This is a genomic window from Rhizorhapis sp. SPR117, from assembly GCF_021742065.1.
The window spans coordinates 58,868-84,371 of record NZ_JAKKIE010000007.1 but is presented as its reverse complement, the minus strand read 5'-3'; the positions used below and the strand labels follow the sequence as shown (position 1 = coordinate 84,371).

Here is a 25,504-nt window from a genome sequence, read left to right as displayed (position 1 = left end):
TGCTGTTCAGCAAGAAACCGCAGAACCGCCATTGTCGTCGGGATCGAAGAGGGAGTTCGCCATGCACTATAGTAGCGGAAACTACGAAGCTTTCGTGCGCCCCCGCAAACCTGAGGGCGCTGACAGGAAGACGGCCTGGTTCGTCGGCTCGGGTCTTGCGGGACTAGCGGGCGCGGCGTTCCTGATCCGCGACGGCGGCGTCGCCGGCGAGCGTATTACCATCCTTGAGGAGCTGCATGTTCCCGGCGGCGCGCTCGACGGCCTCGACGTCCCCGAAAAGGGGTTCGTCATCCGCGGAGGGCGCGAGATGGAGGAGCATTTCGAATGCCTCTGGGATCTCTATCGCTCGATCCCTTCGCTGGAGATCGAGGATGCGAGTGTGCTCGACGAATTCTACCGGCTCAACAAGGACGATCCGAATTTTTCGCTGCAGCGCGTCACGCAGAACCAGGGCCAGGATGTGCCTGACAAGGCTTTGCTGACACTCAGCGATCGCGCGCGAAGAGATCTGATCTCCGTCTTCCTCGCGACGCGGGAGGAGATGGAGAACAAGAGGATCAACGAAGTCTTCGGCGATGATTTCCTCAAGAGCAACTTCTGGCTCTACTGGCGCACCATGTTCGCCTTCGAGGAATGGCATTCCGCGCTTGAGATGAAGCTCTATCTCCATCGCTTCATCCACCATATCGGCAGTCTGGCGGATTTCTCCTCACTCAAGTTCAACCGCTACAATCAATATGAATCGATGGTCCTGCCGCTGGTCAACTGGCTGCAGGATCGCGGCGTCAGGTTTCGCTACGGCGTCGAGGTCACCGACGTCGATTTCGACATCCGGCCCGGCCGCAAACAGGCGACCCGGATTGCCTGGATCGAAAACGGGGTCGAAGGCGGCGTCGATCTCGGCGCCGACGATCTCGTCTTCATCACCATCGGATCGCTGACCGAGAATTCCGACAATGGCGATCATCATACACCGGCCAGGCTGAATGAGGGGCCGGCGCCGGCCTGGGACCTGTGGCGCCGGATCGCGGCCAAGGACCCGGCCTTTGGTCGTCCCGACGTGTTTGGATCCCATATCCCGGAAACCAAATGGGCGTCGGCGACCATCACCACGCTCGACGCGCGCATTCCGGCGTATATTCGCAAGATTGCCAGGCGCGATCCGTTCAGCGGCACGGTGGTGACCGGCGGCATCATCACGGTCAAGGACTCGAGCTGGCTGCTGAGCTGGACGGTGAGCCGGCAACCCCACTTCAAGAAGCAGCCGAAGGACCAGATCGTCGCCTGGTTCTATGCCTTGTTCGTCGACCGACCCGGCGACTATGTGAAGAAGCCGATGCAGGACTGCACGGGCGAGGAGATCACGCAGGAATGGCTCTATCATCTCGGCGTGCCGGTCGAGGATATTCCTGGGCTCGCCGCGACGGGGGCGAAGACCGTGCCGGTGATGATGCCCTACATCACCGCCTTCTTCATGCCGCGTCAGGCCGGCGACCGGCCGGACGTTGTGCCCCAGGGCGCGGTCAACTTCGCCTTTGTCGGCCAGTTTGCCGAGTCGAAGCAGCGTGATTGTATTTTCACGACGGAATATTCGGTGCGCACGCCGATGGAAGCCGTCTACACGCTGATGAAGGTCGAACGCGGCGTGCCGGAAGTGTTCAACTCAACCTATGATATCCGCACGCTTCTGGCCGCAATCGGGCCGCTCAGGGATGGCAGAGGGATCGACATTCCCGGCCCGTCCTTCCTGCGCAAACTGTTGATGAAGAAGCTTGAAGGCACAGAGATCGCCCAGCTGTTGGAAGAGTTTCATCTCCTTTCGAGATAGCAATCAAGCGCGACCCTTCGCCTGGGCTCACGAAAATTCCGCCAAAAGCTGATGAACGACGTCGAGGCATCCCGGCAGGCACTATGTCCGCGCCATCAGGTGACACGCAGAGATTCAACCGCGGCAGCCCTGGCCGCCTTTACCTACAGCGGCCTTCCCATTCCAGCCGCAAAGGCGATCCGCAAGGTTTCGGCAAGGGTACGGACCCCAAGCTTGGACATGATGCTCGCGCGATGAACTTCGACCGTCCGTGAAGAAATCCCCAGATCATAGGCGATGGTCTTGTTCGGAAGGCCTTGCGCAAGGCCTTCGAGAACATCCCGTTCGCGCGGTGTCAGTAGATCGACCTGTCGGCATGCCTCGGCTTCTTCGAGAGCGCGCCCCTCGGCCGTGTCGATGCGCGCGAACGCTCGGTCTATCGCATCGAGCAGCAGCGCCCGTTCGATAGGTTTGGCCAGGAAATCGACAGCACCCGCCTTCATCGCTTGGACAGCAAGCGCAATGTCTCCGTTGCCGGTCAGCATCACCACTGGCATGCTTATATCCATCTGCGTCAGCGCTGCCTGGACCTGTAGACCGTTCATGTCCGGCATGTGCATGTCGAGAACGATGCTACCTCTTTCGGCTTCATCCGCAATTTTCAGAAAGTCGACTCCCGAGCCATAGGTCTCGACGGCAAATCCCGCTGTTCTTAATGTGAATCCTACAGCTTTCCTGATTGTTTCTTCGTCATCAATGACGTGAACGACGCGCTTGCTCTCCATGGCCCCCCGGACGTGTTGGCATTGCTGCGCACCCCAGCGGGCACAGCTTCAAAGGGGAGACCTTCTACGGGTAGGACCATGGTCCAAGGTCAAGGCCGAAATGCCGCCGCATCACAACAGGCAAGGCAGGTGCTCGGCGAGAGGGGGTAAGCGACCCGGCATCATGTGCCGAACTTTGCGAGATGACCGCTCTTGCGAACGGGGCGGCGCTCCCTCTGGTCTCCCGGCGGCAAGGCGCCGCAAGACGCTGCCGCCGGGAGTGGGCACGCCTCTTGGGGGATGAGCGCGCTGGTTGCTCCTAAGCTCGACGCGTCATGTTGTCATGGCAAGAAGCTGATAAATCGCTATTCTGTGTCAGCAGCGCGCCGTAGCGCCGATGTCCGGGGCGAACCGCAGCTCCGCTCGCGCGCCGCTACGGCGCGGCGAATTCGATCCAGCACGAACCGGTGATCATAGGGCTTTGAGATCGAAGGCTGATCATCGCAGAGATCGCCCGCCTTCCGTGTCGCAGTTTCGATATTCCCGGCGAGGATGACACCGATACCGGGATGTTCCTGACGCACCAAGGATGCCAGGGCGAAGCCGATCGCTTCTGCCGATCCTGCGTCGGCGAACAGGATGTCGATTGTCGCTGAATGTTCGCTCAGCAACGCACGTGCTTCTTCATCATTCGCCGCCTCGAGCACGTGCAAACCGCACTCGCGCAAATAGGCCGCCAGCGACGCGCGCACGAGGATGTCGGCGTCGACGAGCAATACCTTCGTCATTGTTCGCCTCTCGGCTTGACCATCAGGGTCGAGCAGACCAGTCGCTGCGCGCTTGCAAGATCATAGGGCTTCCTGATGAACGGGATCCCGGCGACCTCATCCTCGGTCAAAGCCCCGGAGGTCAGGATTATCGGAAGGAACGGGTTGACTTCGCGAAGCTGGGCCACGAGCGCGATTCCGTCCATCGAACCGGGCATTTGCACGTCCGTGAAGACCAGATCGACGTTCTGATGCGTGCGGCAATACTGAAGCGCTTCGTCAGCGTTGACGGCTTCCGCCACGGTGAAACCGGCTTCGCGCAGGTGGTCGGCCAGCAAGATGCGCACGAGCGGCTCATCTTCGACAACCAGAATGAAGATCGGCCATACATCTTCTTCCGGATCGAGCCGGACCATCGCCATCCCCCCTAGGTCTTCTTCACCATAATCAACGCCGTGATCCGGCACCATGTCACGTTGGCGCTTGCCTGTCGTCTCTTTCGGGAAACCGCTGACCGCATTTGCAAGCCGTCCAAGCTTGTCGCGGGTGGGGTGCCTCGCCCTCCGCGGGAAGCGTCTGCACAGGCCACTACGAACGCGCATTTCAACGGCGCATTTGGTGTTCCTCAATCTCTTGAAATGACGTCGCGGATTTCTATGTCGGTTTCGCCGGGCGCCGTGTTCGGGTCCGGTGGGACATAGAGGGCGCCGGCTCTCCTGCACCGGCGCAGCTCATGCCCAGATCGCTTCCTGAGGAGGATTTGGAAATGAGAAGCACGTTTGACTTTGCGCCCTATCGGCGCTCCACCGTTGGCTTCGACCGCCTGTTCAACATGCTCGAAGCGGGCCAGCGCGAGGATGACGGCTTTCCGCCGTTCGACATCGTGAGGGACGGCGAGGATAGCTATCGCATCACACTGGCCGTCGCTGGCTTCCGGCCGAACGATATCGAGGTCGTTGCCCAGCAGAATCAGCTCACCGTCACCGGCCAGCGCGCCGAAGACCAGGATCAGGGCGATTATCTGCATCGCGGCATCGCGACCCGTTCGTTCGAGCGGCGATTCCAGCTTGCCGACTTTATCGAGGCCGGCGAGGCGACATTCGAGCATGGCTTGCTGAGCATCCAGCTCAAGCGGGTCGTTCCCGAAGCAATGAAACCGCGCAAGATCGAGATCAGCGGCGGCGCGAACGCCGCCAATGACCGCATCGAGGCACCCAAGGACGCCCAGGCGGCCTGATCGCGATCACAATCGGCTCGCCGGCACCGTCCCCGTGGGGGCGGTGGCCGGCGGGTCATGCCCCAACTCTAGCCAGACAAGGAGATAGCCGTCATGGCGTTCCGTGATTTGATCCCCTGGAGCCGGCAGGAGAACCGGCTTCCCGCAGCCATCGGCGCCGAGCGCGATCGCGAGGCTGCAACCCACCCGCTCTTTTCGCTTCATCGCGACGTGAACCGGCTGTTCGATGACGTGTTTCGCGGTTTTGGCGTGCCGGCTTTCGGCGGCTTCGACCGCGGCGCCGCGTGGCCGCATGTCGAGCTTGGCGAGACCGATAGGGAGATTCGCGTGACTGCGGAGCTCCCTGGGCTCGAGGAGAAGGATGTCGACATCAGCATCGAGGAAGGCGCGCTGACCATCCGCGGCGAAAAGCGTGCGGATGTCGACGACAAGGACCGCGGCTATTCCGAGCGGAGCTATGGCCGCTTCGAGCGCCGCATTGGCCTTCCGCGCGGAATCGACCGCGACAAGGCGACCGCGACGTTCAAGAACGGCGTGCTCACCGTCGCGCTGCCCCGATTGGAGGTGCCGGACGATAATCGTCGCCGCATTCCGATCAATGGCGCCGCCGCATGACGAGCTGGCCCGGAACACCCGTTCCGGGCCACGCAGGCGGTCGTCAACGCCGCCGAACGATAATTGCCGGCGTTGTGCCGTTTGCACCGGCGTCTTCCCGCCCGATGCGGTGGCGATCATCGAGCCGATGCCGATCGCGACCAACCAGGGCGGACGGGCCCGACGTGGCCAGTGGCGGGTCCGCTTCGAGCCGCGCTGTCCCCCCTTCATCGATCCGTTGACGGGGTGGACGGGCGGCAGCGATCCGCTTGCCCATGTCGAACTGCGATTTCAAGATCGTGTTGCGGCCGAGCGCTATTGCCGATCGACAGGACTGATATTTCGGCTCGGCGCGTAGCCGGGCCTTCCAGGAGGTGGATAGGTTTGAGCAGTGTCGACGACGATCTGGATTATTACATGAGGCGCGCGGCCCAGGAATGGGCGGCGGCCGAGGCCGCGGCGATCCCAGAGGCGATCATCGTTCACGCGCAACTCGCGCGCGCTTATGACGCACGCGCGCGGGCGCTCCGGGAACATGCGGCGGGCGTAGCGCCATAGAACAGCCGCGCTAGATCCTGTCCGGATCGGCCGCCTCGAGCACGGCGCTCAGCCGTTCGATCACAGCCGCGTTCGTGGCCGTTTTTGGCAGTTCGCGCTGCGCAAAGCGTTTCAGGCGTCGCACGTCGCGCGCGGGAAGCGCGAGGCGCAGCAATGTCTGGTCGAGCTTGTCCCGGTCCACTGACTGCGCCTGTTTGCCCGACTGCAGGAGATGATCGAGCAGGCGCTTGCGATCGGCAAAGCTCCAATCGAGCCGCGCCAGTTCATCCGGAGAGAGCGACAGCAGCGCGAGCGCAATCTCCATGATGTCGGCAAAGGGCAGCAGGACCGTGACGGTCCGGCTGCCCCGTTCACGCCAGCGCCGCAACGCGCCGCGGCTCATTGCCGGGTCTCTGAACCGGGCGATATATGCCGGTCGCCCGCGCCGCGTTCAGCGCGATCGAGCCAGCGCAGCGCTGCCATCACATCGTCGACCGGCACCGGGCTGCTGGCGCCCGGCGGGCGACGGAGGGCCGGTTGGCCCTCGACGGCGGAGCGATCGGACGCCCAGGATGCCAGGATGGCGCGCTTCACTTCGGGCTCAAGCTGCGGGTGCCGAGCAACGATGAAGGGATCAAGGAACGAGCGTGTGTGCGACATGACATATCCTCCTTTCCTGCCGCGACTTTCTCCGAAAACGGAGTTCCCGGAAGATTGGTTCGGACTCGCTTAGGGTCAATGGATGGAAACGCGCCCGGCGTTTGCCGGGCGTTCGTTTTCATCGTGCATTGAGCATTGAGTACTGAAGAACTGACGCGCAGCGCACCGTTCAGATCCCGCGGCGAACGGACTCCGCAATCGCCGGCATCACGTCGATATCATTCGAAGTATGTGCAACAGCGTTCGTGCTGACGATCCTCTCGACGAGCCCACCCAGGACTTGCGCTGCATCGCCGGCGAAAAGCGGATGCACGACCACGCAATCCGGTCGCGTGAACCCCATGTCGACCAGCTGGCGCGCCGCCTCGGCGAGGGTTCGGCCGGATGAGGCGATATCGTCGACCAGCACCGGCTGGCGATCGAGAAACGCTGGGGCATTCGGAATCGAGATGGTGACGTCACGGTCGCCGGACCGGATTTTCTCGCACACGAGAAACGGAGCATCGGCATCGGCCGCCACCTGCGAGACCCACTGTTCGCTTTCCAGGTCCGGACCGATGATCAGCGGACGAGCGACATTGCGCTTGATCCACGAGGCCAGAAGTGGCGCGGCATGAACAACCTGGGTCGGGATGCGGTAGATTTCCGACAACGCATGATAGCGATGGAGATGCGGATCGACCGTCACCAGCCAGTCGAGATGGCGAGACAGGATCGCGGCAAAGGTTCGCGACGTCACCGCCTCGCCGGCATGGAAGCGAATGTCCTGGCGCATGTAAGCGAGGTAGGGGGCGACGAGCCCGATCCTTCGAGCGCCCAGATCGCGCGCGGTGTCGGCTGCGAACAGCAGCGGCAACAGCTTGGCATCCGGATGATCGAGACTGCACAGCAGGATGACCTCGCGGTCGCTGATGTCGCTTACGACCCTGAGATAGGTTTCCCCGTCAGGAAACTGACGATGCTCGATCGTGCCGACCTCTGCATCGAGCGCGGCGGATAGCGGCTGTGCCAGGGCCTCGCTGCCAGGCAGCGCGAACAGCACGGGACGGTTCATAGCGCTTCAATCCCGAAGATCGGCCCGTCGCTCACCGCATAGGCCGCCGCATAGTCGAGCTCGCCCGGGCTCTCGGCATGAATGGTGCACAAGGGAGCCCCGGCATCCACCATCTGGTTCAGCCGACACTGCAGCGCGACGCCGGCGGCCTTGGCCATCGGCGCGCCGGCAAGCTTCGCGACCGTCGCGAGCTTGCGATTGTCGATACTCACCAGGCGGCCGCTATAGGGAGCGATCATATCCTGTTGGAACCGGGCGACCGGTGGAGCCCGCATGCCGCCCTGCGCTTCGCAGATACGTTGGAACTTGGCCCAGGCCCGGCCGCTTTCGAGGCACGCCCGCGCCCGCGCATAGCCTTCGCCGGCCGGGGCCGCGTCCGCGAGCTCAAGCAGTCCTCCCGCCAGCTCGCAGGCCCGGTGGGCGAGATCCTCGAAGCCCGGCTGCCCCTGGAGCACGGCAAGGATATCCTGCGCCTCGAGCGCCGGACCGATGCCCCGTCCGATCGGCTCGGCGCCGGGGCCGCGCATCACGCGCGTGCGAAGCCCGAAGGCTTGGGCGACAGAGCTCAGCGCCCGCTCGAGCGTGTCGGCGGCATCGGCTCCGCGTACCTTGGCGGTCGGCCCGACCGGGATGTCGATGACCAGATGGGTCGCACCGGCCGCGATCTTCTTGGACAGCACCGAGGCGACCATCTGCCCGACGGCATCGATATCGAGCACCCGTTCCACGCCGATGATCACATCGTCGGCAGGGCTGAGGTTGACGGCGCCGCCCCAGGCGATGCAGCCGCCTTCGCGCTCGACCACCTTGCGGATTGCGGAAACGTCGAGGTCGACAGGTGCCAGCACCTCCATCGTGTCCGCCGTGCCGGCCGGCGAGGTGATCGCCCGCGACGATGTCTTGGGCATGATCAGGCCCTCCGCGGCCATGATCGAGACGATGATCGGCGTGGTGCGATTGCCCGGCAAGCCACCGACGCTATGCTTGTCGACGATGACCGTTCCGGGCCACTGCAATCGCTCGCCGATATCGACCATCGCCCTGGTCAGGCTGATCGTTTCGTCCGTATCGAGCGGGACCGCTGAGCAGGCCGTGACGAACGCCGAGAGATGGACATCGCTATAGCGTCGCTCGGCGATGTCGGTGATGATCGCTGAAAAAGCCCCGTCACTGAGACGATTGCCATAGATGCGCCGACGCACTTCGGCGAGCGAGGCGAGAGGCTGGGCGTGCGCGATCTCGACCGGATCGCCATCGCTGACGCCGAGCCGCTGCCATGCGGATTCGGACAGGCCGATCTCGCCGGGCGCTGGAGTCTCCGCGGAGCTGTGCAGCAGCGAGACGACGATTTCCCGCCCGCCGGCGCGCAGCGCGACCTGCGCGCGGGACGCAAGACCTTCCGAGCGGCAGACGGGACAGTCGTGGCGCATGACCGCGATCAGATCGCTTCCGGCAGCCGACAGGCCGATGCGGCGTGCCCGCAGCGTCGTCGCGACAGGCTCTGCTTCGGCCTCCTCGATGATCCCGGGCTTCACGCGAGCATGCCCCAGCTACCCAGCGCCGGTACGCTGCATGCCCAGCCCAGTTCCTCCGAGACACGCTTCGCCAGGACCTGGGCGCCGGTCGGCTCGCCATGGGTGACATAGAGGTGGCGCGGGGCCTCGTGCAGCGACCCGAGCCAGCGCATGAGTTCGTCGCTGTCGGCATGCGCCGAGAGCATCGTCAGGTTGGCGACCTCGGCTTCGACCGGGATATACTCGCCGTGGATCTTGATCGTCCGGGCGCCGCCGATCATGGCGGCGCCGCGGGTGCCCGCCGCCTGGAAGCCCGAGAAGAGGATGAGGTTCTTCCCATCCGGCGCGAAGCGCTTGAGATGGTGGAGCACGCGGCCGCCCGTTGCCATTCCACTGGCCGAGATGATGACCTTGGGGGCGGGGTTGGCGGTGAGTTCCTTGGATTCCTCCACTTCCCGCACATAGTGCGCGACGCTGCACGCCGCTTCGCACTCGGTGCGGGCCAGGCGATGCTCGTCCATGAAATCGCACATCAGCCCGCTCGCGTTGATCGCCATCGGGCTGTCGAGGAAGATCGGGATGTCGCGGAGGCGTCCCTGCGCGCGCAGACGCGAGAAATGATAGAGAAGCGACTGAACCCGTCCCACGGCGAAGGCCGGGATCACCACCGTCCCGCCTCTCTCGACGCATCGCTCGACATGATCTCCAAGCGTCTTTGTCGGATCGACCTGCTCGTGGCGCCGATCGCCATAGGTCGATTCCACCAGGACATAGTCGGCGCGCGCGGGCGGCTCGGGATCCTTCATCACCGCATCGCCGTAACGGCCGATATCGCCTGAGAAGAGGATTGTCCGCCCCTTCCAGTCGATCTCGATCGACGCCGCGCCGAGGATGTGGCCGGCGCGATGATAGCGCACCCTGATGCCGTCCGTGACTGCATGCCACGCTCCGAACTCGATCGGGCGGAAGAGCTGCAATGCCAGACGCGCGTCGGCCTGGGTGTAGAGCGGCAGCGCCGGCTGGTGCCTTGAGAAGCCGTGCCGGTTGGCGAACTCCGCATCCTTTTCCTGCAGATGGCCGCTGTCGGGAAGAAGGAGCTCGCACAGGGCCGCGGTCGCCCGCGTTGCAAGGACGGTACCGTCCCAGCCCAGGCGCGCCATGCGCGGCAGCGCACCCGCGTGATCGAGATGAGCGTGGGTCAGCAGGACCTGGCCGACATCCGCGACTTCGGGTGGAATTGGCGCCCAATTAAGGCGGCGCAGATCCCTGGGTCCCTGAAACAGGCCGGAATCGACAACGATCTGAGTTTCACCATCGTCCACCAGATAACGCGACCCTGTGACCGTTCCCGATCCGCCGAGAAAGGCGACGCCGAGACCATCGGCCGGGCGCTTGGCCAGATCGATCCTTGCTTCGCGCTCAAGGACGGTCACGCCGGACTGGTTGCGGGAATGGTGCCGTTTCCTTCTCTTGTGCATGGACGCGGGCCTGCCTCTCACGATTATGTTCGTGAGCGCAGCATTGGTTCGCGGACGCCGCACGCCTATACGCAAAAGCCGCAGCACGACTGCTGCTCCCCGACAGCTGCGTCGCGCGAACGCCGGTGGCCGATCCGATCGATCACCTTACCCATGCTTGCGCGATGCCCGGCGGACTTCGGTCTCTACTTATACCTTGCTCCTTGGACTCGAGCCTATGCTGGCTGGACGTTGACCAGAAGAGGCCGGCATATGGGCGAACATGACCATCGCATGCGCAAGCGCGGCAAGATCGTGCTGATCGGCTTCCTGCTCGTCGCCAGCTTCTTTCTCCTCACCGAGCACACCGCGCACTTCCTGGGTGTGCTGCCCTATCTCATCCTGCTCGCCTGCCCGTTCATGCACCTGTTCATGCACCACGGCCGCGGTGGGCATCAGCATAGCCATGAGCCCGGTCAGGCACCCGCCGGCTTGCCGGCCAATCCCAACGGCCGCATCGAAGGAGAGCCGCGATGACGCACGCCGACTATGGCTATGGTCTGTGGGGGCTCGCGCTGGTCAATGCCGCCGTTTTCATCCTCTTTGCGTTCAGCTTCTTCAAGCCGGCAACGCGGCGCGACTGGCGCAGCTTCGGCGCGTTCAGTGCGTTCATCGTCGCGCTCTTCGCCGAAATGTATGGCTTCCCGCTCACCATCTTCCTGCTGTCGGGGTGGCTCCAGTCGCATTTCCCCGGCGTCGACTGGTGGAGCCACGATGCCGGCCACCTCCTGGAGATGATGTTCGGCTGGAGGGTCAACCCGCATTTTGGCCCGTTCCATCTTGCCAGCTTCGTGCTGATCGGCACGGGCTTCTGGCTGATCTCGGCCGGATGGGCGCCGCTTCACGCAGCCCAGCGCGTTCACAAGCTCGCGACGACGGGAATCTATGCCAGGGTCCGCCATCCGCAATATATCGGGTTCATCCTCGTGATGCTCGGTTTCCTGCTGCAATGGCCGACGTTACTGACGCTCGCCATGTTCCCCGTGCTGGTCGTGATGTACATCCGGCTAGCCCGGCATGAAGAGAAGGCGGCGCTCGCAGAATTCGGGAATGAGTATCGCGACTATATGGCACGAGTGCCAGCCTTCGTTCCCCGGCTAACGCCTCGGCCCGCGCGTCCTGTCCGTTCATCCACGCCCTTGGAGAGGCAAGGCGCGGCTCGATCGGGGGCGGAACAGGCTTTAGCCAAAAAGCACGATTGGCCGCGCCGAGGCTGAGGGGTTGGGCGTCGGGGTGCGTATTACATTCGAGCGATGGAGCTTACGCCGATCGCCATCGCATCTCGGCACGTTGATTTGAGATGCGGCCCACGCTCGTTTCGGCGGATCGCACGGAGGGAAATCTGTTATGCCTTTCGATGCGACGTTGTTCATCAAAACTCGGATTGCGCCGGCCGTCGAAAGGTGCACCCGCGCCCCGAAACAGTCTGCCGTCAGCCGGATGAACACATGCCGAGGCGCCCTTAACCTCCGCTTGGAACTAACGCTCTCGCGGCTCGCACTCTCGTCTCAGCACTTTTTCCGTAGCGGATAACCAGCCCCTCTGCCGCACCAGGATCGGGTGCCGCGGAAGATCTGGCGCAGCCCCGCCGCCTCCTTGATGTTAAGAGAGTAATTGGATGGGTATCGAGTCACAGAGCCAAGTTCATCAATCAATAGACCCCGCTGCAGCCGACGCGATATTTCAAACCCTGAGCGCACGTTGGGTGTTGCACATCCTGGTAGCGCTGAGCAAAGACGATCTCCGCTTCACGTGCCTTCGCCGAGAGATACCGAGGATCAGCGCCAATGTGCTTACGGTCCGCCTGAGGGAACTGGAAGCGGCATGTCTGGTCTCGAGGACGACTTCGCCGCCACCGGATTCCTATCAACTTTACGGACTGGGGCCGTTGGCACATGGGTTGCGACCGGCGCTGCAACATCTGGAGCAATGGAGGATACAGCTCGGTGTATTCGGCAAGACCTAGAGCTCCGATGATTCCATCGTGGATCGGAGTCGATTGCCGCGCCTGCGGAATGCTCGCCGCTCGTCACTCAATGCTCGGGGAGAAGGACCGCCGAAACCTCGCGATAATCGACAGGGTGGATGCGGTCTTTTGATTGAAAGCGCGCAAGATCCAGGGTTTCATCGCCAAACGTCACCGCGATCGAGTTTATGAGATAGGCGCGCGTCCGTGAATATGGCAGGATCCAGATCGCTCGCTGGGTGGGAATATTTTGGCGAAGTCTGGTAAGTTTGAGTGCCAGCAGCCGGCTCGGCTCATCATTCGACCCGACAGCGAGCAGCGTGGTCCCGTAGAACTTGTTCGGGGTTCGCCAGGACAATATCTGGCTGACCGTCGCCCGCTCCTCGACCAGCTTATCACATTGCCCGGCATATCGGTCACCGATCGCCCGTGACATTCCGACACCGATGCTGTCGCCAATGATAAGGCACGCGAACATCGAACATCCTAATAAAGACAGGTTTCAGGGCCACCCGCCTCGCCCGTCATCGACCGTGCAAGTGAGCCAGCACCTCTTAGTCTTTCATGGGCAGAACGCGCGCTGCAAGCGCTGAAATATCGGCTTCCCCAAGAATGTAGGAGGCGCCCGTTTCGGAAAAGAATAGTTGTACGCGCTCTTCCTCTGCGGTGGGCGGGCAGATTGGCGCCGTAGAATGACTGTCACTCCAGGAAGCGTCGACAAACTGAACAAGCTCAGACCAGGCCTTGATACCGTCGTCGTGAATCGTGATGCGTTCCCGTCCACGAAATAGGATAACAAGCACTGATACCTGCATGATACCTTAACTGTTGATGTGTATGGTCGATGGCTTGGCACGGTCCTCCGGCTCCTGACCGTGGTAGGCCGAGTACAGGCCGAGATCGCCGAAAATCGTCTCCGATTTGGAGCGATGCTGCATTATCGGTCGCTTCCCCTCGTGAAGGGAAGTGTGTTTGTGAGCCATGGAAGATGGCGGGAACGAGATCATTCCGTCGAATGTTACAAGCAAAGCGGATGGAGATTTGTGAATCGTGGCACATCTTTCGGCCGTGGAACTTCACAACTGGATCGCGCTCTATGCGGCGGCAGGGGTCTGCTGCGCGCTCGCGATGATCATGTCCCTAGGGCTCATTCTCGTCCAACTTTACCGCGAGCAGGCGTGGGCAACGCTCACTACAGGGCGCGGCCTTCTCCTTTTCATCCCTAGTACCTGGTGGCGATGGCAGAAGCTCTACCTGCTTTCGACCCCGGTAACGCTTGGAATTGTGGGCGCCTTCGCCACGACATTGTCGTGGACTTAGCGCCATGCAGTCTTAGTTAAGTCGGTGCAGCGCTTCGGCGATGAGCCGCGCGACCTGATCATCCTCAACATCCCTCGGGGTGATCGGAAGGGCGGGGGCGATCTGCTCGAGTGCCCGCTGCGTAGCCGGCGTCGATCCGATGCCAGCGTTACGAGGCATTGCCTGGATCACAAGCTGTCGGATTTCGCCCGTCGCCTGCGAGCGCGCTTCTACAAGAAAATCCGGCCGACAGGCCCCGAGCGGGGTCAGACGATCAAAGATCGGCTTCTCGAGAGCCAGATCGACGCCTTCGCGTGCGAGAACGCGCCTTGAGCGGAGAAGCGCTTGCAGCACTGCCCGCTCGAAATTGCTCTCGACCGGTATGAACCGCACGCCCGAATAGATTGGTTGGGCATAGGCACGCAGGGGCGCATAGCCGTGAGCTTCTGGATACTGTCCTATTACAACAATGACGAGATACGGCCCCTGGATCGAATTGTCGCGCACCGAGGGCGACTGGACGCGAGTCGCGACGTCGATCGGCTCCGAACCGGCCGGGAAGATTGTCGAGCCCTGAAATGCCTTGGCAAAGAGGGCCAGAAACCCTTGCGGAGCGTGTCCGCGTGGCCATCGACGGCCGAGTTCGCGAATGCCGGCAAGGGCCCTTCTGCTGTGCAGGGCGTCCCCATGTGTCCAGAGCACTCGTCCCAGCTCGATGCCTGGCGCCACCTCGATCTTTGCCGCCGCGCGCGTAAGCGCCCTGAATTCCTCGCCGATCGTCCGCTCGGCGGTATCCTCCGAATATGGCGCCACCAAGTGCAGGCTAGCATTGTTCATCAAGCGCCAGAGCAGTCTTGCCAGCCGCGGTATGGACGCGTTGCGCGTGCGATCGTCACTCGCGTCGTTATCGGGGCGCTGTGCCAGCTTCTCCGGCGCAGGGCGGAGCACCTCAAAATAGCCGACCGGGGGATCGGCCGGCGTCAGCGGGTTGCGGGTCTGGGTGATGCGGTTGGTGACTTGGTCGCGGAAGAAGGGGCAAGTGGCGACGTGCTCCGGTCGTTTGGCGCTGGTGAGGCGACGCAGATAATAGGTCTCGGCCTCCGATAGAAATGCCGGCGTAAGAACAGGCGGAGTGCAATCGACACCGAGACAGTCGCAGGCAAGCCATTTGCCGCCGATGCGCGCCTGCTGCACCAAGGTGATTCCAACATCCTCATCTTGGCGTGAGCCTTCGCCGACATACCAGCGGATCAGCGCGGATTGAAGCGTTGGGGGCAAGGGAATACGGGCGCCACCGAGCCCGCTGCTGTGTCGGTCAATCAACCACATGAGGCTGCCAATCGAAGCATAGTCGATAAATGCTTTCCCAGCTCGGCTCGGTTGACAACAAGAAACGGTTCGATCTCCACTTCGGTGATTGGTCAATCGGAGGTCGTTATGAGAGCGATACTGCTAATAAGCGCTGCCCTGATCAGCGGATCGTGCGCGACGGAAGCGGGTGCGCGTCCAAGCGAAAAATCCTCGAGAACGGCCCAAGTCATCGTGATGTCGACGGCGGCGGCGCCTACCAAGCGCCAAGGCGGGATCCCGCTGACGACCGGGACAGATCCGGATGGCGGCGAGCTCGTCCAGACGCTGGCTTCGGCACCGCTTCCTCCCGCGTTTAAAACGCATGATCTGAGCCGGCGCTGGGTAGCCTTTGAAATGGCCAGCAGCTTTGCTGCATCCGCTTTGCCGGTCGCAACCGAGACAAGGGATTTAGATCCATTCGCGCATGTCGGCGTCGCCACGATCCCAACCGATTCCGGCTTGTCGGCTGCTCCGATTGCCATCCCACAATGGATGAACGGGGGGGCGGCATTTGCGACCGCCCCCCGACGCATTTCGGCTCGCTGTCCCGCGTACGGCTATCAACCTGCCGGGTTTCTCGATGCAGGCACCGAGCTGAGACGGTCCGGCTACTACGGGATGATGAGCAGCATCGCCTGTGAATATGGAATACCGGTCGGCCTGTTCGACGCGATGATCATCAGAGAAAGCCGGTACGACGCGGGCGTCTTTTCCCCAAAAAGGGCATTTGGGCTGACACAGCTCATGCCCGACACTGCGGCGGGGCTTGGCGTGAATCGCTATGATGTCGAGCAAAATCTCCGCGGTGGCGCTCTCTATCTGCGTCAGCAACTCGACAGGTTCGGACAGGTGCATCTGGCGCTGGCGGCCTATAACGCCGGTCCGGGGCGGATCAGGAACGGAGCCTTGCCCAGGATCGCCGAGACACAGGCCTACGTCGAAGACATCCTGCTTAACTGGCGCCGCTTGCTGGGATTCACGCCACCGAATTTGTCCCAGGACGTGAGGGCTTTGTCGGTCATGCAAAGGCCGACGATAGCCCGAGCGGCGACGGTCACGTCATATTAGGGAGCAGCGGCTCGAACAAGTCCGTCGCCATTGCCGACATCCAGAGCAGAAGGCTCAGCGTTGATATGTGGGCAAGATGAGCGCGTCTCGCCATGACGGCACCCACCTCCTTGACCAGTTTCTCCACAACGGCCTGCCGCAGCGGGCCAGCCCATTCCTTGCGCACTTCGGTCCCGTCCATGCCCTCTATCTCGTCGAGCGCAGCCACCAGCATCGACGGCAGACCCTCGAAGAGTTCCGCGAGCATCGCGATTGATGTCTGGAAACGCTCGTCAAGGAAGAGCTTTGGATTGCGATAGTTCTCTACAGCGATGATGGCTTGGATGATATTGATGTCCAGCGCGTCGAGGATCTGCTGGAATTCAAATAGATACATGGCTGCCCGTTTGGCGGGATCATGATGAAGCAACAGTCCTAAGCGGGTCTTGCTGATACCTGTCTTGAGCGCCAGCTTACGCTGTCCGATGCCATGCTCCGACATCGCTTCAAGGATCAGCGGGATGAAGTCCCGCTGATCGGCGCCGGCTGAACAACAGCCTTCGTCCGAGGCCTCGATATGGGCAAAGGATGACAAATTACCGTCTCCTGTTGCACGTTCGGTATGAAACGAAACACAGGGGCAGCTACTAATCAACCCTCGCATGGATGTGCGGTTACGATCAGCGTGGCCGTTAACTATCTGAACGGGACCACGTTATCTGGCGGATCGTCGTCGCCGGCGGGCTGTGAGGAGGAGACGCAAGCGGAACTGTCCAGCCCAATTCTCTGAAGTATTTTCGCCGCCTTCTGATCGACAATGTAAAGAAACAGCATGATCGAGAGGGTGTCGCCCAAGCTGATCTCAGAGCCTAAGCCCTCCGAAATAAGACGTTTTGCTGCATCGAGGCTGTCTGCGCTCGACTTCGTGATTGTGAGATCGATGCGGATATCACCGGTAGTGGGTATTGCCGACAGATGATCGCGAATTGTCTTCGGATCGTGGGACTCCAGCGCACAAGGTAAGTGGACACGCTCCGCCAACAGGCTCTCAAGGGTCTGGTAGCATCGGGTCTCGTTCGAGCGAAGGCGCAGGCTCTCCGTCGTCAGATTGAACAGGTGCTCCGAAATGTTGAGCGCGAGCGTGCACTGATCTCCCGTCATCGAACCTGCACCAGGCTGTCCTTCATCAGCATGTCTTGAGTGCTCATATCGTCGACAAGAATTCTGCCCGGCCGACGGGAATTCACCGACTCCGGTTAGCGAATCTAACCTGAGCCATCGATGACGGCAATTATCAGCGCATATGCCGACTCGGGAAGTGGCCTGCCCCGGAAAAGGGGGCGGCTTGCCCCGAGGTCTGGGGCATTGTGCCCCGCAGGGAGGGGCATGCCGCCCCGCAAGGCGGGGCGCCTCCTTGAACCGTTCAAGATTCTTTCGCGAGTCGAACATGGTTGGGGGGAAGTTCGTTGCCGCCCGCCGTTTGACCTGACCACCTTTTGATTGGGCGCGGATCAGTCGCGTTCCGTTTGAAGGGAAACTCTCATGCAGACTGTCCTCAAGTACAGCGGTCGTGCGGAGCTGGCGGTTCTCGCCCTCATCGCACTGGTGATCGCGCTGTTTCTTCTTGCCGGACCGGCCTTCGCCGGTGCCGACACCACGTTCGATACCGCCCTGACGAAGTTCACCGACTTCCTCGAAGGGTCGGGCGGCAAGATCATCACCGTCCTGTCGCTCGCCGGCGGCATCGTCGCGCTGGCATCGGGCCGCTTCTCGATGGGCCAGATCGCAATTCCGGTCGGCGTCGGCGTGGGCGCCGGGACCGGCATTCCGATCGTCACCTCCACCGTCACCGCAACGATCTGAACAGTCCAAGGGGCGGCCGGAATAGCAGATTCGGTCGGCCTGCGGGGAGGGTGGTGTTATGGCCGCGGACAAGTACGTCATTCCGTCTCATCTGGATGATCCTGAGCTAATCGGGCTGTGGACGCTGGATGAGTTCCTGGCGATGGTGATCCCATTCGTCTGGGGTATCCTGTCTCAGCATATCCTTATCGGCATGTTGCTTGCGGGCGCTGGCTGGTGGGGACTGAAGAAGGCTAAGGCAGGGCGGGCGACCTCCTGGCTGCTGCACATGGCCTATTGGCATCTTCCGGCCGGCTTCACCGGCATGAAGGCCACGCCACCCTCCTATCTCCGGTTGATGGCGGGTTGAGATGGAGATTTCCTACACCCACGCCCAAAGCCAGCGAATCCTCAAACAGCGCAATATGCTGGTGGTCATTGCCGGCATCCTGGGTGCCCTTTGCGCGATCTTGGCGCTCATCACAGCTACTCGCGACCGTGAGGTGGTCCTTCAGCCAATTCTTGGATCCCCGCTGGTCGTGAACAGCGCCGGCGTGAGCCGAGAATATCTTGAACTGGTGACGCGCGACACGGCCGTGCTGACGCTCGACCGCAGCCCGGCGAATCTCGAATACTGGATGAAATCGGTCCTCGATATCACCGCGCCTAGCGCGCAGGGGAAGATCCGCGCCGACCTCATGAAGATCGTGAACGAACAGCGCGGATCATCGATCGCGCAGTTCTTCACCATCCAGCAGATGGAAATCGACCCGAAGAACCTGTGGTCCACCGTTACGGGCGATCTCCACACGATCGTCGGCAACAAGGTCGTCGCCAACGAACGTCGAACCTTCCGCTTCGATTGGCAATACTCCGGCCTGTCGCTGAAGCTTGTCGGCTTCGGAATGGTGACGACCAGCAAGGAAAAGGATCAGTGATGTCGGTCTATGCGATCGGCAGCGCCGCAGTCGGCGTTGTCTTCCTCTCCCGCGTCTACTGCGTGCTGAGCCGTTGCTTGGGCGCCGGGCTGGTGGCGTTGAGCTTCGTCCTGCTCGCCTCGCCGGCATGGGCGGATCAGACCGTCATGGCGGCGGATGGCAGCCAGGTGGACTGTGCCGCCTCGGCGAAGGATCTCACCAGGATCAGCCTTGTCGAAGACGAATTCGCATCGGTCTCGAAGATTTCGACAGGCAACCCGCAGGACGACTTCTCGGTCGTGAACGAGCCTGTGCGCGGAGATATCTACCTGTCTGTGCCCGATGGCTTCACCCGTCCGGCGCTCTCCTTCTTCGCCACGAGCAAGCGCGGCTATGTCTACAAGATCGTCTGCCGGATAGCTGGCGATCAGGCGGTGCAGCTGTTCATCTCGAACCCCGCGATCGCCAAAGCGAAGTCCGACGAGAATGGCACGCCAGAGGTGGCGGTCGCCGCCAACCCGCAGGAGGCCGCCGTCGAGCTCGTCCAGGCCATGTATGCGAACAGTGTCGCCGACGGCTACGAAATGCGCCAGCGCACGCTGCGGCCGGTCTACGTTGGCAACCTCAAGGTCCAGATGATCGCTGAATATCGGGGGTCGGCTCTGACCGGGCGGGTGCTGCGCATCGAGAACCGCGGCCCTGAACCCATCACGTTGAGCGAGGCGACGGTCGCGCCGACCAGTGCGCTCGCCGTCTCGATCGCCGAGCCGAAGCTCGATCCTGGGAAGGTCACGACGGCCTATCTCGTCTCACAAACCGGGAGGCAGTGACATGGCCTGGACCGATTTCCTCAAGCGCAAGCGCGAGCCCCTCGATGGTGGTGATGAGAATCCGGAGGGGGTTTCGCCGATCGCGGCCGATCTCTCTGCGAACGAAAGCGTGCGGAAGAAACAGCGGATGCTTCTCGCCGGCGTAGCCGGGGTCGGGCTCGTTGCATCATCCTTCTGGATCTTCGGGGACGACGACAAATCGAACAGCGCCGACAGCGACGAGACGGCCAAGGTCCAGGTGTCAACCAAGGACATGGTCAACAAGAACCTCAACCAGCAGGAGTGGATGGCGCTCTCTGAGAACCAGATGCAATCGGTCGAGAACCAGCTGAAATCAGTCAACGGCCAGCAGCAGCGTATGGATCAGCTCTCGCAGCAGATCGAGCTGTTGAAGGGCGAAAACCAAGCTATGCGCGCGGATGGCTCCCGCGTTCTTTCTGCCTACCAGCAAGAGAATGAAGCGCTGCGTCGGGAAGTTGCCGCCGCTCGCACTGCGCCACCTCCCGCGCCCGGGCCCAGCGCGATGTACGGACCAGGCGGAACGCAGGCCTATCAACGTCCGGATAGCCCAGGCGCCCCTGGTGCCGGTCGCGCGATGCCGATGGCGGCCAGCGCGGAGGTAAAGTTGGTGAGCTTCCAGACGGCCGACACAGGCAATGCGACCCGTGTGGCAAAGGGAACGACGACGTTCAGCGACAGCATCAACTATTTGCCGCCGAACAGCTTCGCGAGCGCCAAGGTGATCGTTGGGGTCGATGCAAGCGCGGGGGTGAACAGCCAGACCGATCCGCTGCCGGTGGTGCTGCGCGTCACTGGCCCGGCGCGCTCGGTCTATCAGAACGGTCGGCTCCTCACGACGAAGATCGAAGGCTGTCTCGTCAACGGCGCCGCGCGCGGCGAACTTTCGAGCGAGAAGGTCTACGTCAAGCTGCAAAAAATGACCTGCCCACAGCCCGGTGGGCGCTACGCGGTCTCGGAGGTGAAAGGCTTCATCGCGTTCGGAGGCAAGACCGGCGTGCGCGGCCGGGTAGTGAGCCGCGAAGGATCACTGGCGATGCAAGCCTTCCTGGCCGGTCTGGTCAGCGGCGGCGGCAATGCCCTCAACACTGCCTTCAATCAGCCGCTCGCAAGTATCAGCACCGACGGAGAAGGGGGCCTCAATCGCACGCCGAACTTCGGCAGCGTGGGTTTGCGCGCGCTCGGCGGCGGCGCCGCTGAGTCCGGCAAGGACGTCTCGAAATATCTGATCGAGCGCGCTGAGCAATACCAACCCGTCATCGAGATGCCGACCGGCATCGACGTTGAAATTGTCTTCTTGGAGGGTGTCTATGTCCGCAACTGATCGTTTGCGAAAGCTCCGCGCGCTCGCGCGTCCAGCCCCAGTCGTGGCGGCGATAGGCGCACTCTGCATCGCCGGAATTGCCCTTGCAGCTGACGTGGCCGGCAAGGACGAAGCCAAGGTCAGCCTTCTCCTCAAAACGAGGCTTCCCAAGACCCCGCTTACGAAGGTTGACTGCGAGAAGATCGACGGCCTGTGCGAGGTAACGGCCGGCGCAAATCTCTTCTACGTCAATCATGGTGCGCGATATCTGATCATCGGCCGTGTCTACGATATGGAGACGCGCCAGGATCTGACAGCAGCCCGGCTGCTGGAAATCAACCCGGATATGCTTGTGGGAGGGGCCGCCAAGGCGAACGCCGTGGCGGCCGAAGGGGGAGAAGCCGACGGGGCGACGACGCCTGTCGGTAAACCTGGGAAAGTGACCGCGCCGGTGCGGCCGGTTGTTCTGAACCTGTCGGGTCTTCCGTCTGATGGCGCGATCGTCTGGGGCAATCGCACCGCGAAGCAAAGCGTCACGATCTTCACCGATTTTCGCTGCGGCTACTGCAGGGCGCTGACGAACGTGTTGCGCGGCATGGATGTGAAGGTCGTCGAGCGGCCGATCTCCGTTCTTGGCAGCCGGGATATCGCGGATCGTGTCTATTGCTCGAAGAATCAGGAGCAGGCGCTGCACGCCGCCTATGCCGGTGAGCCGTTCAAGGGGCCGACGGCGTGTGACACCAAGGGACTCGACGCCAATGAACGGTTCGCACGCGAGCATGGACTCAACGCGACGCCGATCATCGTTCGAGGCGATGGTGCCGTGCTTGAGGGGTATCGGCCAAAGGAATTCCTCGAAGCCTGGCTGCGGGGAGGCCAGTCGTGAAGGCGGTGCGGCTCGATCGGGCACCGTTGCTTCGCGGCTCGACAGCGCTAGCGGCGCTCAGCCTTCTAGGAGGATGTGCGACCTTCGGCAGCAATGTGAAGGGGAGCTTCTCGTGCGCCGCGCCGGACGGTATCTGCGCACCGTCAGCTTCGATCGACGACCGGGCGCTGGCCATGATCGCGGAGCAGGGTGCAGTTGGCGACCCCTCGCCAGCGAGCGGGCCGACCCGCAGTCTCTCGTCGAAGCCGTCCCGCACAGCGTCGTCCAGTCACGTGATTCCGGTTTCGCCCCTCGATGCTCGCCGCACGCAAGAGCGCGTGCTGCGCATCATTTTCCAACCCTATATCGATGAGCGTGGTCGGCTCCATGAGGCGAGCGCGATCCATGCGGTGGTCCAGAGCGGAGAGTGGCAGCAGCAGGTGCTGGCCGACGCGACATCGATCCCGGATCGCAACGCCATCGCGGCTGGCCCGCAACCGGAGTCGCTCGCCGATGCCGTAGATCGCGCAGACCTCGCGACGATCCAGGCCGGGGGCATGGATCCCAATCTTCCCGATCCTGCGGTCGTCGCCGCGGCGCGCGCTCGGCGCATCGACCCGGTCAAAGCGATCCAGAACGACGTTGCGGCCCGCCTAGCCCCCAAGGCGGGCCGCACACCAACGCCCATCCCAAGGGAGATCGGCAAGAGGCAAGCGGAGACCCGAAGTGTCGATGGAGCGGCACAAGCGATCCCAGCCTCTAAGCTGAAGGTCGACGGTTCGTCGACGCCGCCTGTATCCGCCGCCGCCGCCGCACCTGTACCCGCTCCGAAGACGACGGTCGGCGCTGAAGCGCTGTCCCGGATCAAGGCCTCTCCGGCATTCCACGAACGGGCTGCCCAAGCGGAGAGCGATGCGCGAGCTGCCGGTCAAACCGGCGGCGTTCCTGCAACGAACGTCAAGGCGCAGCCGACAATCGGCGCGGCGGGTTTCCCTGCCGTGGTGCCGGAGGATAAATGAAATGGCACGCGGCTTTCTGGATGAGCTGTTGTCGGGCATCTTCGGAGACACCAAGCGGCCCGACGCGCTGCGTCCGGACCTCTCAATCCCGATGCTGGCGCACTGGCTGCCTTATCGCAGCTATGATCCCAAGACGGGAATCTTCTATAACAGCGCGTCACGGGGTTTCGTCATCGAAGCCGCGCCACTCGTGGGAGCCGACGAGCGCACCGGCGAGATCCTGTCGCAATTTATGTCCGAAGGCGTCCCGGCGCCTGGATGTCTTCAAATCCATCAATGGATGTCGCCGCGCATAGGAGAGCGCCTGTCCAAGTGGTATGTCCCGCGCTACTCGGCGCGCGGCGTCTATGAACGGATGGCAAAGCATCGGGTCGATTTTCTCACGGATGGCGTCTGGGAATCGCTCTCGGCCGATGCACCCTTCTGCCTGCGCAATCACCGCGTCGCGATCTCCTATTCAACCCCGGAATCATCCTCCATAACGGTCGAACAGATCGTCTCGCTGATGGACGGGCTGATTTCCGCGCTCCAGTCGGTGAACGTCGCGGCGCGCAGGATGGATCCCGTAGCCCTTATCGGGTGGATCGACGACATTACTTCTCCGACGACAGCGGCCGGCGAGGACGCCGTCAGCTACAACCCCCTCGATCCCATCGCCGATCAGGCTATCCGCCGAGACATCGAACTGCATATCGAGCCGGACCGGATGCTGCTGCGGACCGAGCGCTTTCGGCCGACGGGCAAGACGTTGAAGGGCGCGCCAGAGATCGGTGAGATTTATCCGGACGTGTTCGACGTGCGCTCCTTCTCGGTGCGCAATCTCCCGACCCGTTGGGCGCCGTGGGATGTGACGCGGCTGATCGGCGACATGTTCACCGACAAGCTGCGCATGCCCTGTCCGGTCGCGACCAATCTTTGCATCGAGTTTCCCGACCAGCAGGCCTCAACCAACAGGGCCAGCTACAAGTTCATGCGCACCACCAGCCTGGCCGATTCCAAGTCGTCGCGATTTCTGCCTCAACTCCGCGAACAGTCGCAGGAATGGCGCTACGTCAACGAGGAAATCCGACAAGGCCGCAAGCTCGTGCGCGTATTCTTCAGCGCCACGTCATTCTCGCCCAAAGGACAGGGAGACAGCAACGAGCGCGTCCTGAAATCGATCTACCGAGCCGCAGGCTGGGACCTGCTCGATGATCGATATCTCCAAGTCATGGGTCTGCTTTGCGCGATGCCGATGACGATGGCGAATGGTCTGTCGAAAGATCTTGAACGCATGAAGCGGATGCGCACCCTGCTCACGACGACGGCCGCCAATCTTGCGCCGCTGCAGGGCGAGTATCTCGGCGGAACCATACCGCATTTGCTACTCATCGGCCGCCGCGGCCAGCCCTTCTTCTGGAGCCCATTCGAAAACAGCGCGGGCAACCACAACGTCGCGGTGTTCGGCAAGTCGGGATCCGGCAAGTCGGTGGCGTTGCAGGAGCTTTGCGGCTCATTGTGCGGCGCCGGGGCGCGCGTGGTAGTGATCGACGACGGACGGTCGTTCGAGCATTCGGCGAAGTTGCAAGGCGGCGCTTTTGTCGAGTTCACCATGAGCTCGGGCTTCTGCCTGAATCCGTTTTCAATGATCGACGAAACGCAGGCTGTCGAAGACGAGGATTATCTTCTCGACTGCATGGCGATGCTGAAAGCGATCATCAACCAGATGTCGCGGCATATAAATCTACTCGACGATACGGAACGTGGCCTGATCGACGGAGCGGTGAATCAGGTCTGGGAAGCGCACGGAAGCCGTGGCTCGATCGATCTGGTAATCGAGGCGCTCGAGGCGACAGGAAACGGGCTCGCGGTCAATCTCGCGATCGCGATGCGACCCTTCTCATCCGGCGGAACTTATGGCCGCTTTTTCCAGGGAGAGGTTTCGTTCGAGCTTAAATCTCAGCTCACCGTCTTCGAATTATCCGACCTGTCCGCGCGTGAGGAACTGCGCAGCGTTGTCCTCACGGCGATCATGTTCATGTCGCAGCAGATGATGCGCAAGCTCGATCGCTCGATTCCAAAGGCGCTGCTTCTCGATGAAGCGTGGCAAATGCTCCGTGGGGGTGCGATGGCCGATTTCATCGAGACCTATGCGCGCACCTGCCGGAAATATGGCGCCTCCCTCGTCACGGCGACGCAGTCGCTGAACGACTACTACAAATCGGCCGGTTCGATAGCCGCGCTCGAAAACTCCGACTGGTTCGTGATCCTTCAGCAGAAACCGGAGACAATCGCGGACTTCAAGAAGCACGATCGCTTCGAAATGGACGATTATACGGACGCCCTGCTTCGTTCACTGAAGCGTAACGGCTTCGAATATTCCGACATCATGATCAAAGGGCCTGATACCTTGGCTGTTGGCCGTCTGGTGCTGGATCCTTATTCGGCGACCCTCTTCTCTTCGAGCCCCAAAACCTTCGCCGCGATCGACGCGCTCATCGCGGAAGGTTTGAGCATCGATGAGGCGATCGAGCGGATCGCCTTCCCCGACAGTCCTGAAAAGTGGGTGAGCAGCCTCGTCCCGGCGGACGAGGCTGCCATCGCGGCGGAGTAGCGAC

Annotated in this window: 30 protein-coding genes; 18 read left to right on the top strand and 12 right to left on the bottom strand. The window is 62.2% G+C overall.

The genetic code is table 11. The features are described from left to right. Positions 1-61 precede the first annotated feature (61 nt). Complete coding sequence (locus tag L3X40_RS04755; protein ID WP_237364617.1) at positions 62-1,828, top strand: oleate hydratase; 1,767 nt, start codon at positions 62-64, stop codon at positions 1,826-1,828. Positions 1,829-1,971: 143 nt separating this feature from the next. Here L3X40_RS04755 and L3X40_RS04750 read toward each other — a convergent pair whose 3' ends face one another. The 3 genes from L3X40_RS04750 to L3X40_RS04740 form a co-directional block, all read right to left on the bottom strand. Continuing rightward, positions 1,972-2,592 carry a response regulator transcription factor gene (locus L3X40_RS04750; protein WP_030541612.1) on the bottom strand — a complete coding sequence of 207 codons (621 nt, stop codon included), beginning with the start codon at positions 2,590-2,592 and terminating at the stop codon, positions 1,972-1,974. 344 nt (positions 2,593-2,936) lie between these two features. Continuing rightward, entirely contained in the window at positions 2,937-3,359 is a 423-nt protein-coding gene (locus L3X40_RS04745) for a response regulator (protein WP_237364616.1), read from the bottom strand. Then, the gene (locus L3X40_RS04740) at positions 3,356-3,940 is read right to left on the bottom strand and encodes a response regulator (RefSeq protein WP_237364615.1); all 585 of its coding nucleotides are present in this window, start codon (positions 3,938-3,940) and stop codon (positions 3,356-3,358) included. Before L3X40_RS04740 ends, L3X40_RS04745 begins: the two co-directional genes overlap by 4 nt. Before the next feature lie 164 nt (positions 3,941-4,104). Here L3X40_RS04740 and L3X40_RS04735 point away from each other — a divergent pair, with 164 nt between their 5' ends. The 4 genes from L3X40_RS04735 (at position 4,105) to L3X40_RS04720 (ending at position 5,727) form a co-directional block, all read left to right on the top strand. Continuing rightward, a complete protein-coding gene (locus tag L3X40_RS04735) occupies positions 4,105-4,575 on the top strand; it encodes an Hsp20 family protein (protein ID WP_237364614.1) in 471 nt (156 codons plus the stop codon). 93 nt (positions 4,576-4,668) lie between these two features. Further along, complete coding sequence (locus L3X40_RS04730) at positions 4,669-5,190, top strand: Hsp20/alpha crystallin family protein (RefSeq protein WP_237364613.1); 522 nt, start codon at positions 4,669-4,671, stop codon at positions 5,188-5,190. Next, positions 5,174-5,527, top strand: a complete 354-nt coding sequence (locus L3X40_RS04725; RefSeq protein WP_237364612.1) for an NADH dehydrogenase ubiquinone Fe-S protein 4 — start codon at positions 5,174-5,176, stop codon at positions 5,525-5,527. Before L3X40_RS04730 ends, L3X40_RS04725 begins: the two co-directional genes overlap by 17 nt. Before the next feature lie 26 nt (positions 5,528-5,553). Next, on the top strand, positions 5,554-5,727 hold the full coding sequence (locus tag L3X40_RS04720; protein ID WP_185706838.1) for a hypothetical protein: 174 nt from the start codon (positions 5,554-5,556) through the stop codon (positions 5,725-5,727). A 10-nt stretch (positions 5,728-5,737) separates the two neighbouring features. On the opposite strand, the gene L3X40_RS04715 is transcribed toward L3X40_RS04720, so the two are convergent. From L3X40_RS04715 to L3X40_RS04695, 5 genes are all read right to left on the bottom strand, one after another. Beyond that, entirely contained in the window at positions 5,738-6,109 is a 372-nt protein-coding gene (locus L3X40_RS04715) for a hypothetical protein (RefSeq protein ID WP_237364611.1), read from the bottom strand. Then, positions 6,106-6,366, bottom strand: a complete 261-nt coding sequence (locus L3X40_RS04710) for a hypothetical protein (RefSeq protein ID WP_052027568.1) — start codon at positions 6,364-6,366, stop codon at positions 6,106-6,108. The genes L3X40_RS04715 and L3X40_RS04710 overlap by 4 nt, the downstream gene beginning before the upstream one ends. A 169-nt stretch (positions 6,367-6,535) precedes the next feature. Next, positions 6,536-7,408, bottom strand: coding sequence for a ribose-phosphate pyrophosphokinase (locus tag L3X40_RS04705; RefSeq protein ID WP_237364610.1), 873 nt, complete (start codon positions 7,406-7,408; stop codon positions 6,536-6,538). A gap of 8 nt (positions 7,409-7,416) precedes the next feature. Continuing rightward, positions 7,417-8,955 carry a thymidine phosphorylase family protein gene (locus L3X40_RS04700; RefSeq protein ID WP_237364609.1) on the bottom strand — a complete coding sequence of 513 codons (1,539 nt, stop codon included), beginning with the start codon at positions 8,953-8,955 and terminating at the stop codon, positions 7,417-7,419. Then, positions 8,952-10,412, bottom strand: a complete 1,461-nt coding sequence (locus L3X40_RS04695) for an MBL fold metallo-hydrolase RNA specificity domain-containing protein (protein ID WP_237364608.1) — start codon at positions 10,410-10,412, stop codon at positions 8,952-8,954. The genes L3X40_RS04700 and L3X40_RS04695 overlap by 4 nt, the downstream gene beginning before the upstream one ends. 252 nt (positions 10,413-10,664) lie before the next feature. On the opposite strand from L3X40_RS04695, the gene L3X40_RS04690 reads away from it, so the two are divergent. The 3 genes from L3X40_RS04690 to L3X40_RS22490 all read left to right on the top strand — a co-directional run bounded on the left by L3X40_RS04690 (position 10,665) and on the right by L3X40_RS22490 (position 12,417). Beyond that, the gene (locus L3X40_RS04690; RefSeq protein WP_237364607.1) at positions 10,665-10,928 is read left to right on the top strand and encodes a DUF2933 domain-containing protein; all 264 of its coding nucleotides are present in this window, start codon (positions 10,665-10,667) and stop codon (positions 10,926-10,928) included. After that, a complete protein-coding gene (locus L3X40_RS04685) occupies positions 10,925-11,668 on the top strand; it encodes a methyltransferase family protein (RefSeq protein ID WP_237364606.1) in 744 nt (247 codons plus the stop codon). Before L3X40_RS04690 ends, L3X40_RS04685 begins: the two co-directional genes overlap by 4 nt. Positions 11,669-12,069: 401 nt before the next feature. After that, positions 12,070-12,417, top strand: a complete 348-nt coding sequence (locus L3X40_RS22490) for a winged helix-turn-helix transcriptional regulator (RefSeq protein ID WP_445177152.1) — start codon at positions 12,070-12,072, stop codon at positions 12,415-12,417. Between the two features lie 67 nt (positions 12,418-12,484). Here the strand turns inward: L3X40_RS22490 and L3X40_RS04680 are convergent, their stop codons facing one another. Continuing rightward, positions 12,485-12,895 carry a hypothetical protein gene (locus L3X40_RS04680; RefSeq protein WP_237364605.1) on the bottom strand — a complete coding sequence of 137 codons (411 nt, stop codon included), beginning with the start codon at positions 12,893-12,895 and terminating at the stop codon, positions 12,485-12,487. Between the two features lie 572 nt (positions 12,896-13,467). Here L3X40_RS04680 and L3X40_RS04675 point away from each other — a divergent pair. Continuing rightward, complete coding sequence (locus L3X40_RS04675; protein WP_036526794.1) at positions 13,468-13,737, top strand: hypothetical protein; 270 nt, start codon at positions 13,468-13,470, stop codon at positions 13,735-13,737. A gap of 12 nt (positions 13,738-13,749) precedes the next feature. Here L3X40_RS04675 and L3X40_RS04670 read toward each other — a convergent pair whose 3' ends face one another. Further along, the gene (locus L3X40_RS04670) at positions 13,750-15,045 is read right to left on the bottom strand and encodes a hypothetical protein (RefSeq protein WP_237364604.1); all 1,296 of its coding nucleotides are present in this window, start codon (positions 15,043-15,045) and stop codon (positions 13,750-13,752) included. Between the two features lie 108 nt (positions 15,046-15,153). Between L3X40_RS04670 and L3X40_RS22300 the strand changes: the two genes are divergently transcribed. After that, a complete protein-coding gene (locus tag L3X40_RS22300) occupies positions 15,154-16,134 on the top strand; it encodes a lytic transglycosylase domain-containing protein (RefSeq protein WP_272907923.1) in 981 nt (326 codons plus the stop codon). Here L3X40_RS22300 and L3X40_RS04660 read toward each other — a convergent pair. Together L3X40_RS04660 and L3X40_RS04655 are read right to left on the bottom strand one after the other, a co-directional pair. Then, the gene (locus L3X40_RS04660) at positions 16,121-16,708 is read right to left on the bottom strand and encodes an XRE family transcriptional regulator (RefSeq protein WP_237364603.1); all 588 of its coding nucleotides are present in this window, start codon (positions 16,706-16,708) and stop codon (positions 16,121-16,123) included. The genes L3X40_RS22300 and L3X40_RS04660 overlap by 14 nt on opposite strands. A 101-nt stretch (positions 16,709-16,809) precedes the next feature. After that, positions 16,810-17,274: a hypothetical protein gene (locus tag L3X40_RS04655; protein ID WP_237364602.1), complete on the bottom strand. Its 465-nt coding sequence runs from the start codon at positions 17,272-17,274 to the stop codon at positions 16,810-16,812. A 381-nt stretch (positions 17,275-17,655) separates the two neighbouring features. Here L3X40_RS04655 and L3X40_RS04650 point away from each other — a divergent pair, with 381 nt between their 5' ends. The 8 genes from L3X40_RS04650 to traC are packed head-to-tail and all read left to right on the top strand — an operon-like array spanning position 17,656 to position 25,500. Further along, positions 17,656-17,976, top strand: coding sequence for a TrbC/VirB2 family protein (locus L3X40_RS04650; protein ID WP_126001922.1), 321 nt, complete (start codon positions 17,656-17,658; stop codon positions 17,974-17,976). Between the two features lie 58 nt (positions 17,977-18,034). Then, positions 18,035-18,325: a type IV conjugative transfer system protein TraL gene (traL, locus tag L3X40_RS04645; protein ID WP_062787941.1), complete on the top strand. Its 291-nt coding sequence runs from the start codon at positions 18,035-18,037 to the stop codon at positions 18,323-18,325. 1 nt (position 18,326) lies between these two features. After that, positions 18,327-18,893, top strand: coding sequence for a type IV conjugative transfer system protein TraE (locus tag L3X40_RS04640; protein WP_237364601.1), 567 nt, complete (start codon positions 18,327-18,329; stop codon positions 18,891-18,893). After that, positions 18,893-19,702, top strand: a complete 810-nt coding sequence (locus L3X40_RS04635) for a type-F conjugative transfer system secretin TraK (RefSeq protein WP_237364626.1) — start codon at positions 18,893-18,895, stop codon at positions 19,700-19,702. The genes L3X40_RS04640 and L3X40_RS04635 overlap by 1 nt, the downstream gene beginning before the upstream one ends. Before the next feature lies 1 nt (position 19,703). Next, on the top strand, positions 19,704-21,044 hold the full coding sequence (locus tag L3X40_RS04630) for a TrbI/VirB10 family protein (protein ID WP_062787937.1): 1,341 nt from the start codon (positions 19,704-19,706) through the stop codon (positions 21,042-21,044). Continuing rightward, entirely contained in the window at positions 21,031-21,909 is an 879-nt protein-coding gene (locus L3X40_RS04625; protein ID WP_237364600.1) for a DsbC family protein, read from the top strand. The genes L3X40_RS04630 and L3X40_RS04625 overlap by 14 nt, the downstream gene beginning before the upstream one ends. Beyond that, positions 21,906-22,907, top strand: a complete 1,002-nt coding sequence (locus tag L3X40_RS04620; RefSeq protein WP_237364599.1) for a TraV family lipoprotein — start codon at positions 21,906-21,908, stop codon at positions 22,905-22,907. The genes L3X40_RS04625 and L3X40_RS04620 overlap by 4 nt, the downstream gene beginning before the upstream one ends. A gap of 1 nt (position 22,908) precedes the next feature. Beyond that, complete coding sequence (traC, locus tag L3X40_RS04615) at positions 22,909-25,500, top strand: type IV secretion system protein TraC (RefSeq protein ID WP_237364598.1); 2,592 nt, start codon at positions 22,909-22,911, stop codon at positions 25,498-25,500. Positions 25,501-25,504 lie beyond the last annotated feature (4 nt).

What these genes read in the sequence shown, in the direction of transcription:
- L3X40_RS04755 (WP_237364617.1), top strand. Translation starts at nt 62, where the DNA reads ATGCACTATAGTAGCGGAAACTACGAAGCTTTCGTGCGCCCCCGCAAA.
- L3X40_RS04750 (WP_030541612.1), bottom strand. Translation starts at nt 2,592, where the DNA reads ATGGAGAGCAAGCGCGTCGTTCACGTCATTGATGACGAAGAAACAATC.
- L3X40_RS04745 (WP_237364616.1), bottom strand. Translation starts at nt 3,359, where the DNA reads ATGACGAAGGTATTGCTCGTCGACGCCGACATCCTCGTGCGCGCGTCG.
- L3X40_RS04740 (WP_237364615.1), bottom strand. Translation starts at nt 3,940, where the DNA reads ATGCGCGTTCGTAGTGGCCTGTGCAGACGCTTCCCGCGGAGGGCGAGG.
- L3X40_RS04735 (WP_237364614.1), top strand. Translation starts at nt 4,105, where the DNA reads ATGAGAAGCACGTTTGACTTTGCGCCCTATCGGCGCTCCACCGTTGGC.
- L3X40_RS04730 (WP_237364613.1), top strand. Translation starts at nt 4,669, where the DNA reads ATGGCGTTCCGTGATTTGATCCCCTGGAGCCGGCAGGAGAACCGGCTT.
- L3X40_RS04725 (WP_237364612.1), top strand. Translation starts at nt 5,174, where the DNA reads ATGGCGCCGCCGCATGACGAGCTGGCCCGGAACACCCGTTCCGGGCCA.
- L3X40_RS04715 (WP_237364611.1), bottom strand. Translation starts at nt 6,109, where the DNA reads ATGAGCCGCGGCGCGTTGCGGCGCTGGCGTGAACGGGGCAGCCGGACC.
- L3X40_RS04710 (WP_052027568.1), bottom strand. Translation starts at nt 6,366, where the DNA reads ATGTCGCACACACGCTCGTTCCTTGATCCCTTCATCGTTGCTCGGCAC.
- L3X40_RS04695 (WP_237364608.1), bottom strand. Translation starts at nt 10,412, where the DNA reads ATGCACAAGAGAAGGAAACGGCACCATTCCCGCAACCAGTCCGGCGTG.
- L3X40_RS04690 (WP_237364607.1), top strand. Translation starts at nt 10,665, where the DNA reads ATGGGCGAACATGACCATCGCATGCGCAAGCGCGGCAAGATCGTGCTG.
- L3X40_RS04685 (WP_237364606.1), top strand. Translation starts at nt 10,925, where the DNA reads ATGACGCACGCCGACTATGGCTATGGTCTGTGGGGGCTCGCGCTGGTC.
- L3X40_RS22490 (WP_445177152.1), top strand. Translation starts at nt 12,070, where the DNA reads ATGGGTATCGAGTCACAGAGCCAAGTTCATCAATCAATAGACCCCGCT.
- L3X40_RS04680 (WP_237364605.1), bottom strand. Translation starts at nt 12,895, where the DNA reads ATGTTCGCGTGCCTTATCATTGGCGACAGCATCGGTGTCGGAATGTCA.
- L3X40_RS04670 (WP_237364604.1), bottom strand. Translation starts at nt 15,045, where the DNA reads ATGTGGTTGATTGACCGACACAGCAGCGGGCTCGGTGGCGCCCGTATT.
- L3X40_RS22300 (WP_272907923.1), top strand. Translation starts at nt 15,154, where the DNA reads ATGAGAGCGATACTGCTAATAAGCGCTGCCCTGATCAGCGGATCGTGC.
- L3X40_RS04655 (WP_237364602.1), bottom strand. Translation starts at nt 17,274, where the DNA reads ATGACGGGAGATCAGTGCACGCTCGCGCTCAACATTTCGGAGCACCTG.
- L3X40_RS04650 (WP_126001922.1), top strand. Translation starts at nt 17,656, where the DNA reads ATGCAGACTGTCCTCAAGTACAGCGGTCGTGCGGAGCTGGCGGTTCTC.
- traL (WP_062787941.1), top strand. Translation starts at nt 18,035, where the DNA reads ATGGCCGCGGACAAGTACGTCATTCCGTCTCATCTGGATGATCCTGAG.
- L3X40_RS04640 (WP_237364601.1), top strand. Translation starts at nt 18,327, where the DNA reads ATGGAGATTTCCTACACCCACGCCCAAAGCCAGCGAATCCTCAAACAG.
- L3X40_RS04635 (WP_237364626.1), top strand. Translation starts at nt 18,893, where the DNA reads ATGTCGGTCTATGCGATCGGCAGCGCCGCAGTCGGCGTTGTCTTCCTC.
- L3X40_RS04630 (WP_062787937.1), top strand. Translation starts at nt 19,704, where the DNA reads ATGGCCTGGACCGATTTCCTCAAGCGCAAGCGCGAGCCCCTCGATGGT.
- L3X40_RS04625 (WP_237364600.1), top strand. Translation starts at nt 21,031, where the DNA reads ATGTCCGCAACTGATCGTTTGCGAAAGCTCCGCGCGCTCGCGCGTCCA.
- traC (WP_237364598.1), top strand. Translation starts at nt 22,909, where the DNA reads ATGGCACGCGGCTTTCTGGATGAGCTGTTGTCGGGCATCTTCGGAGAC.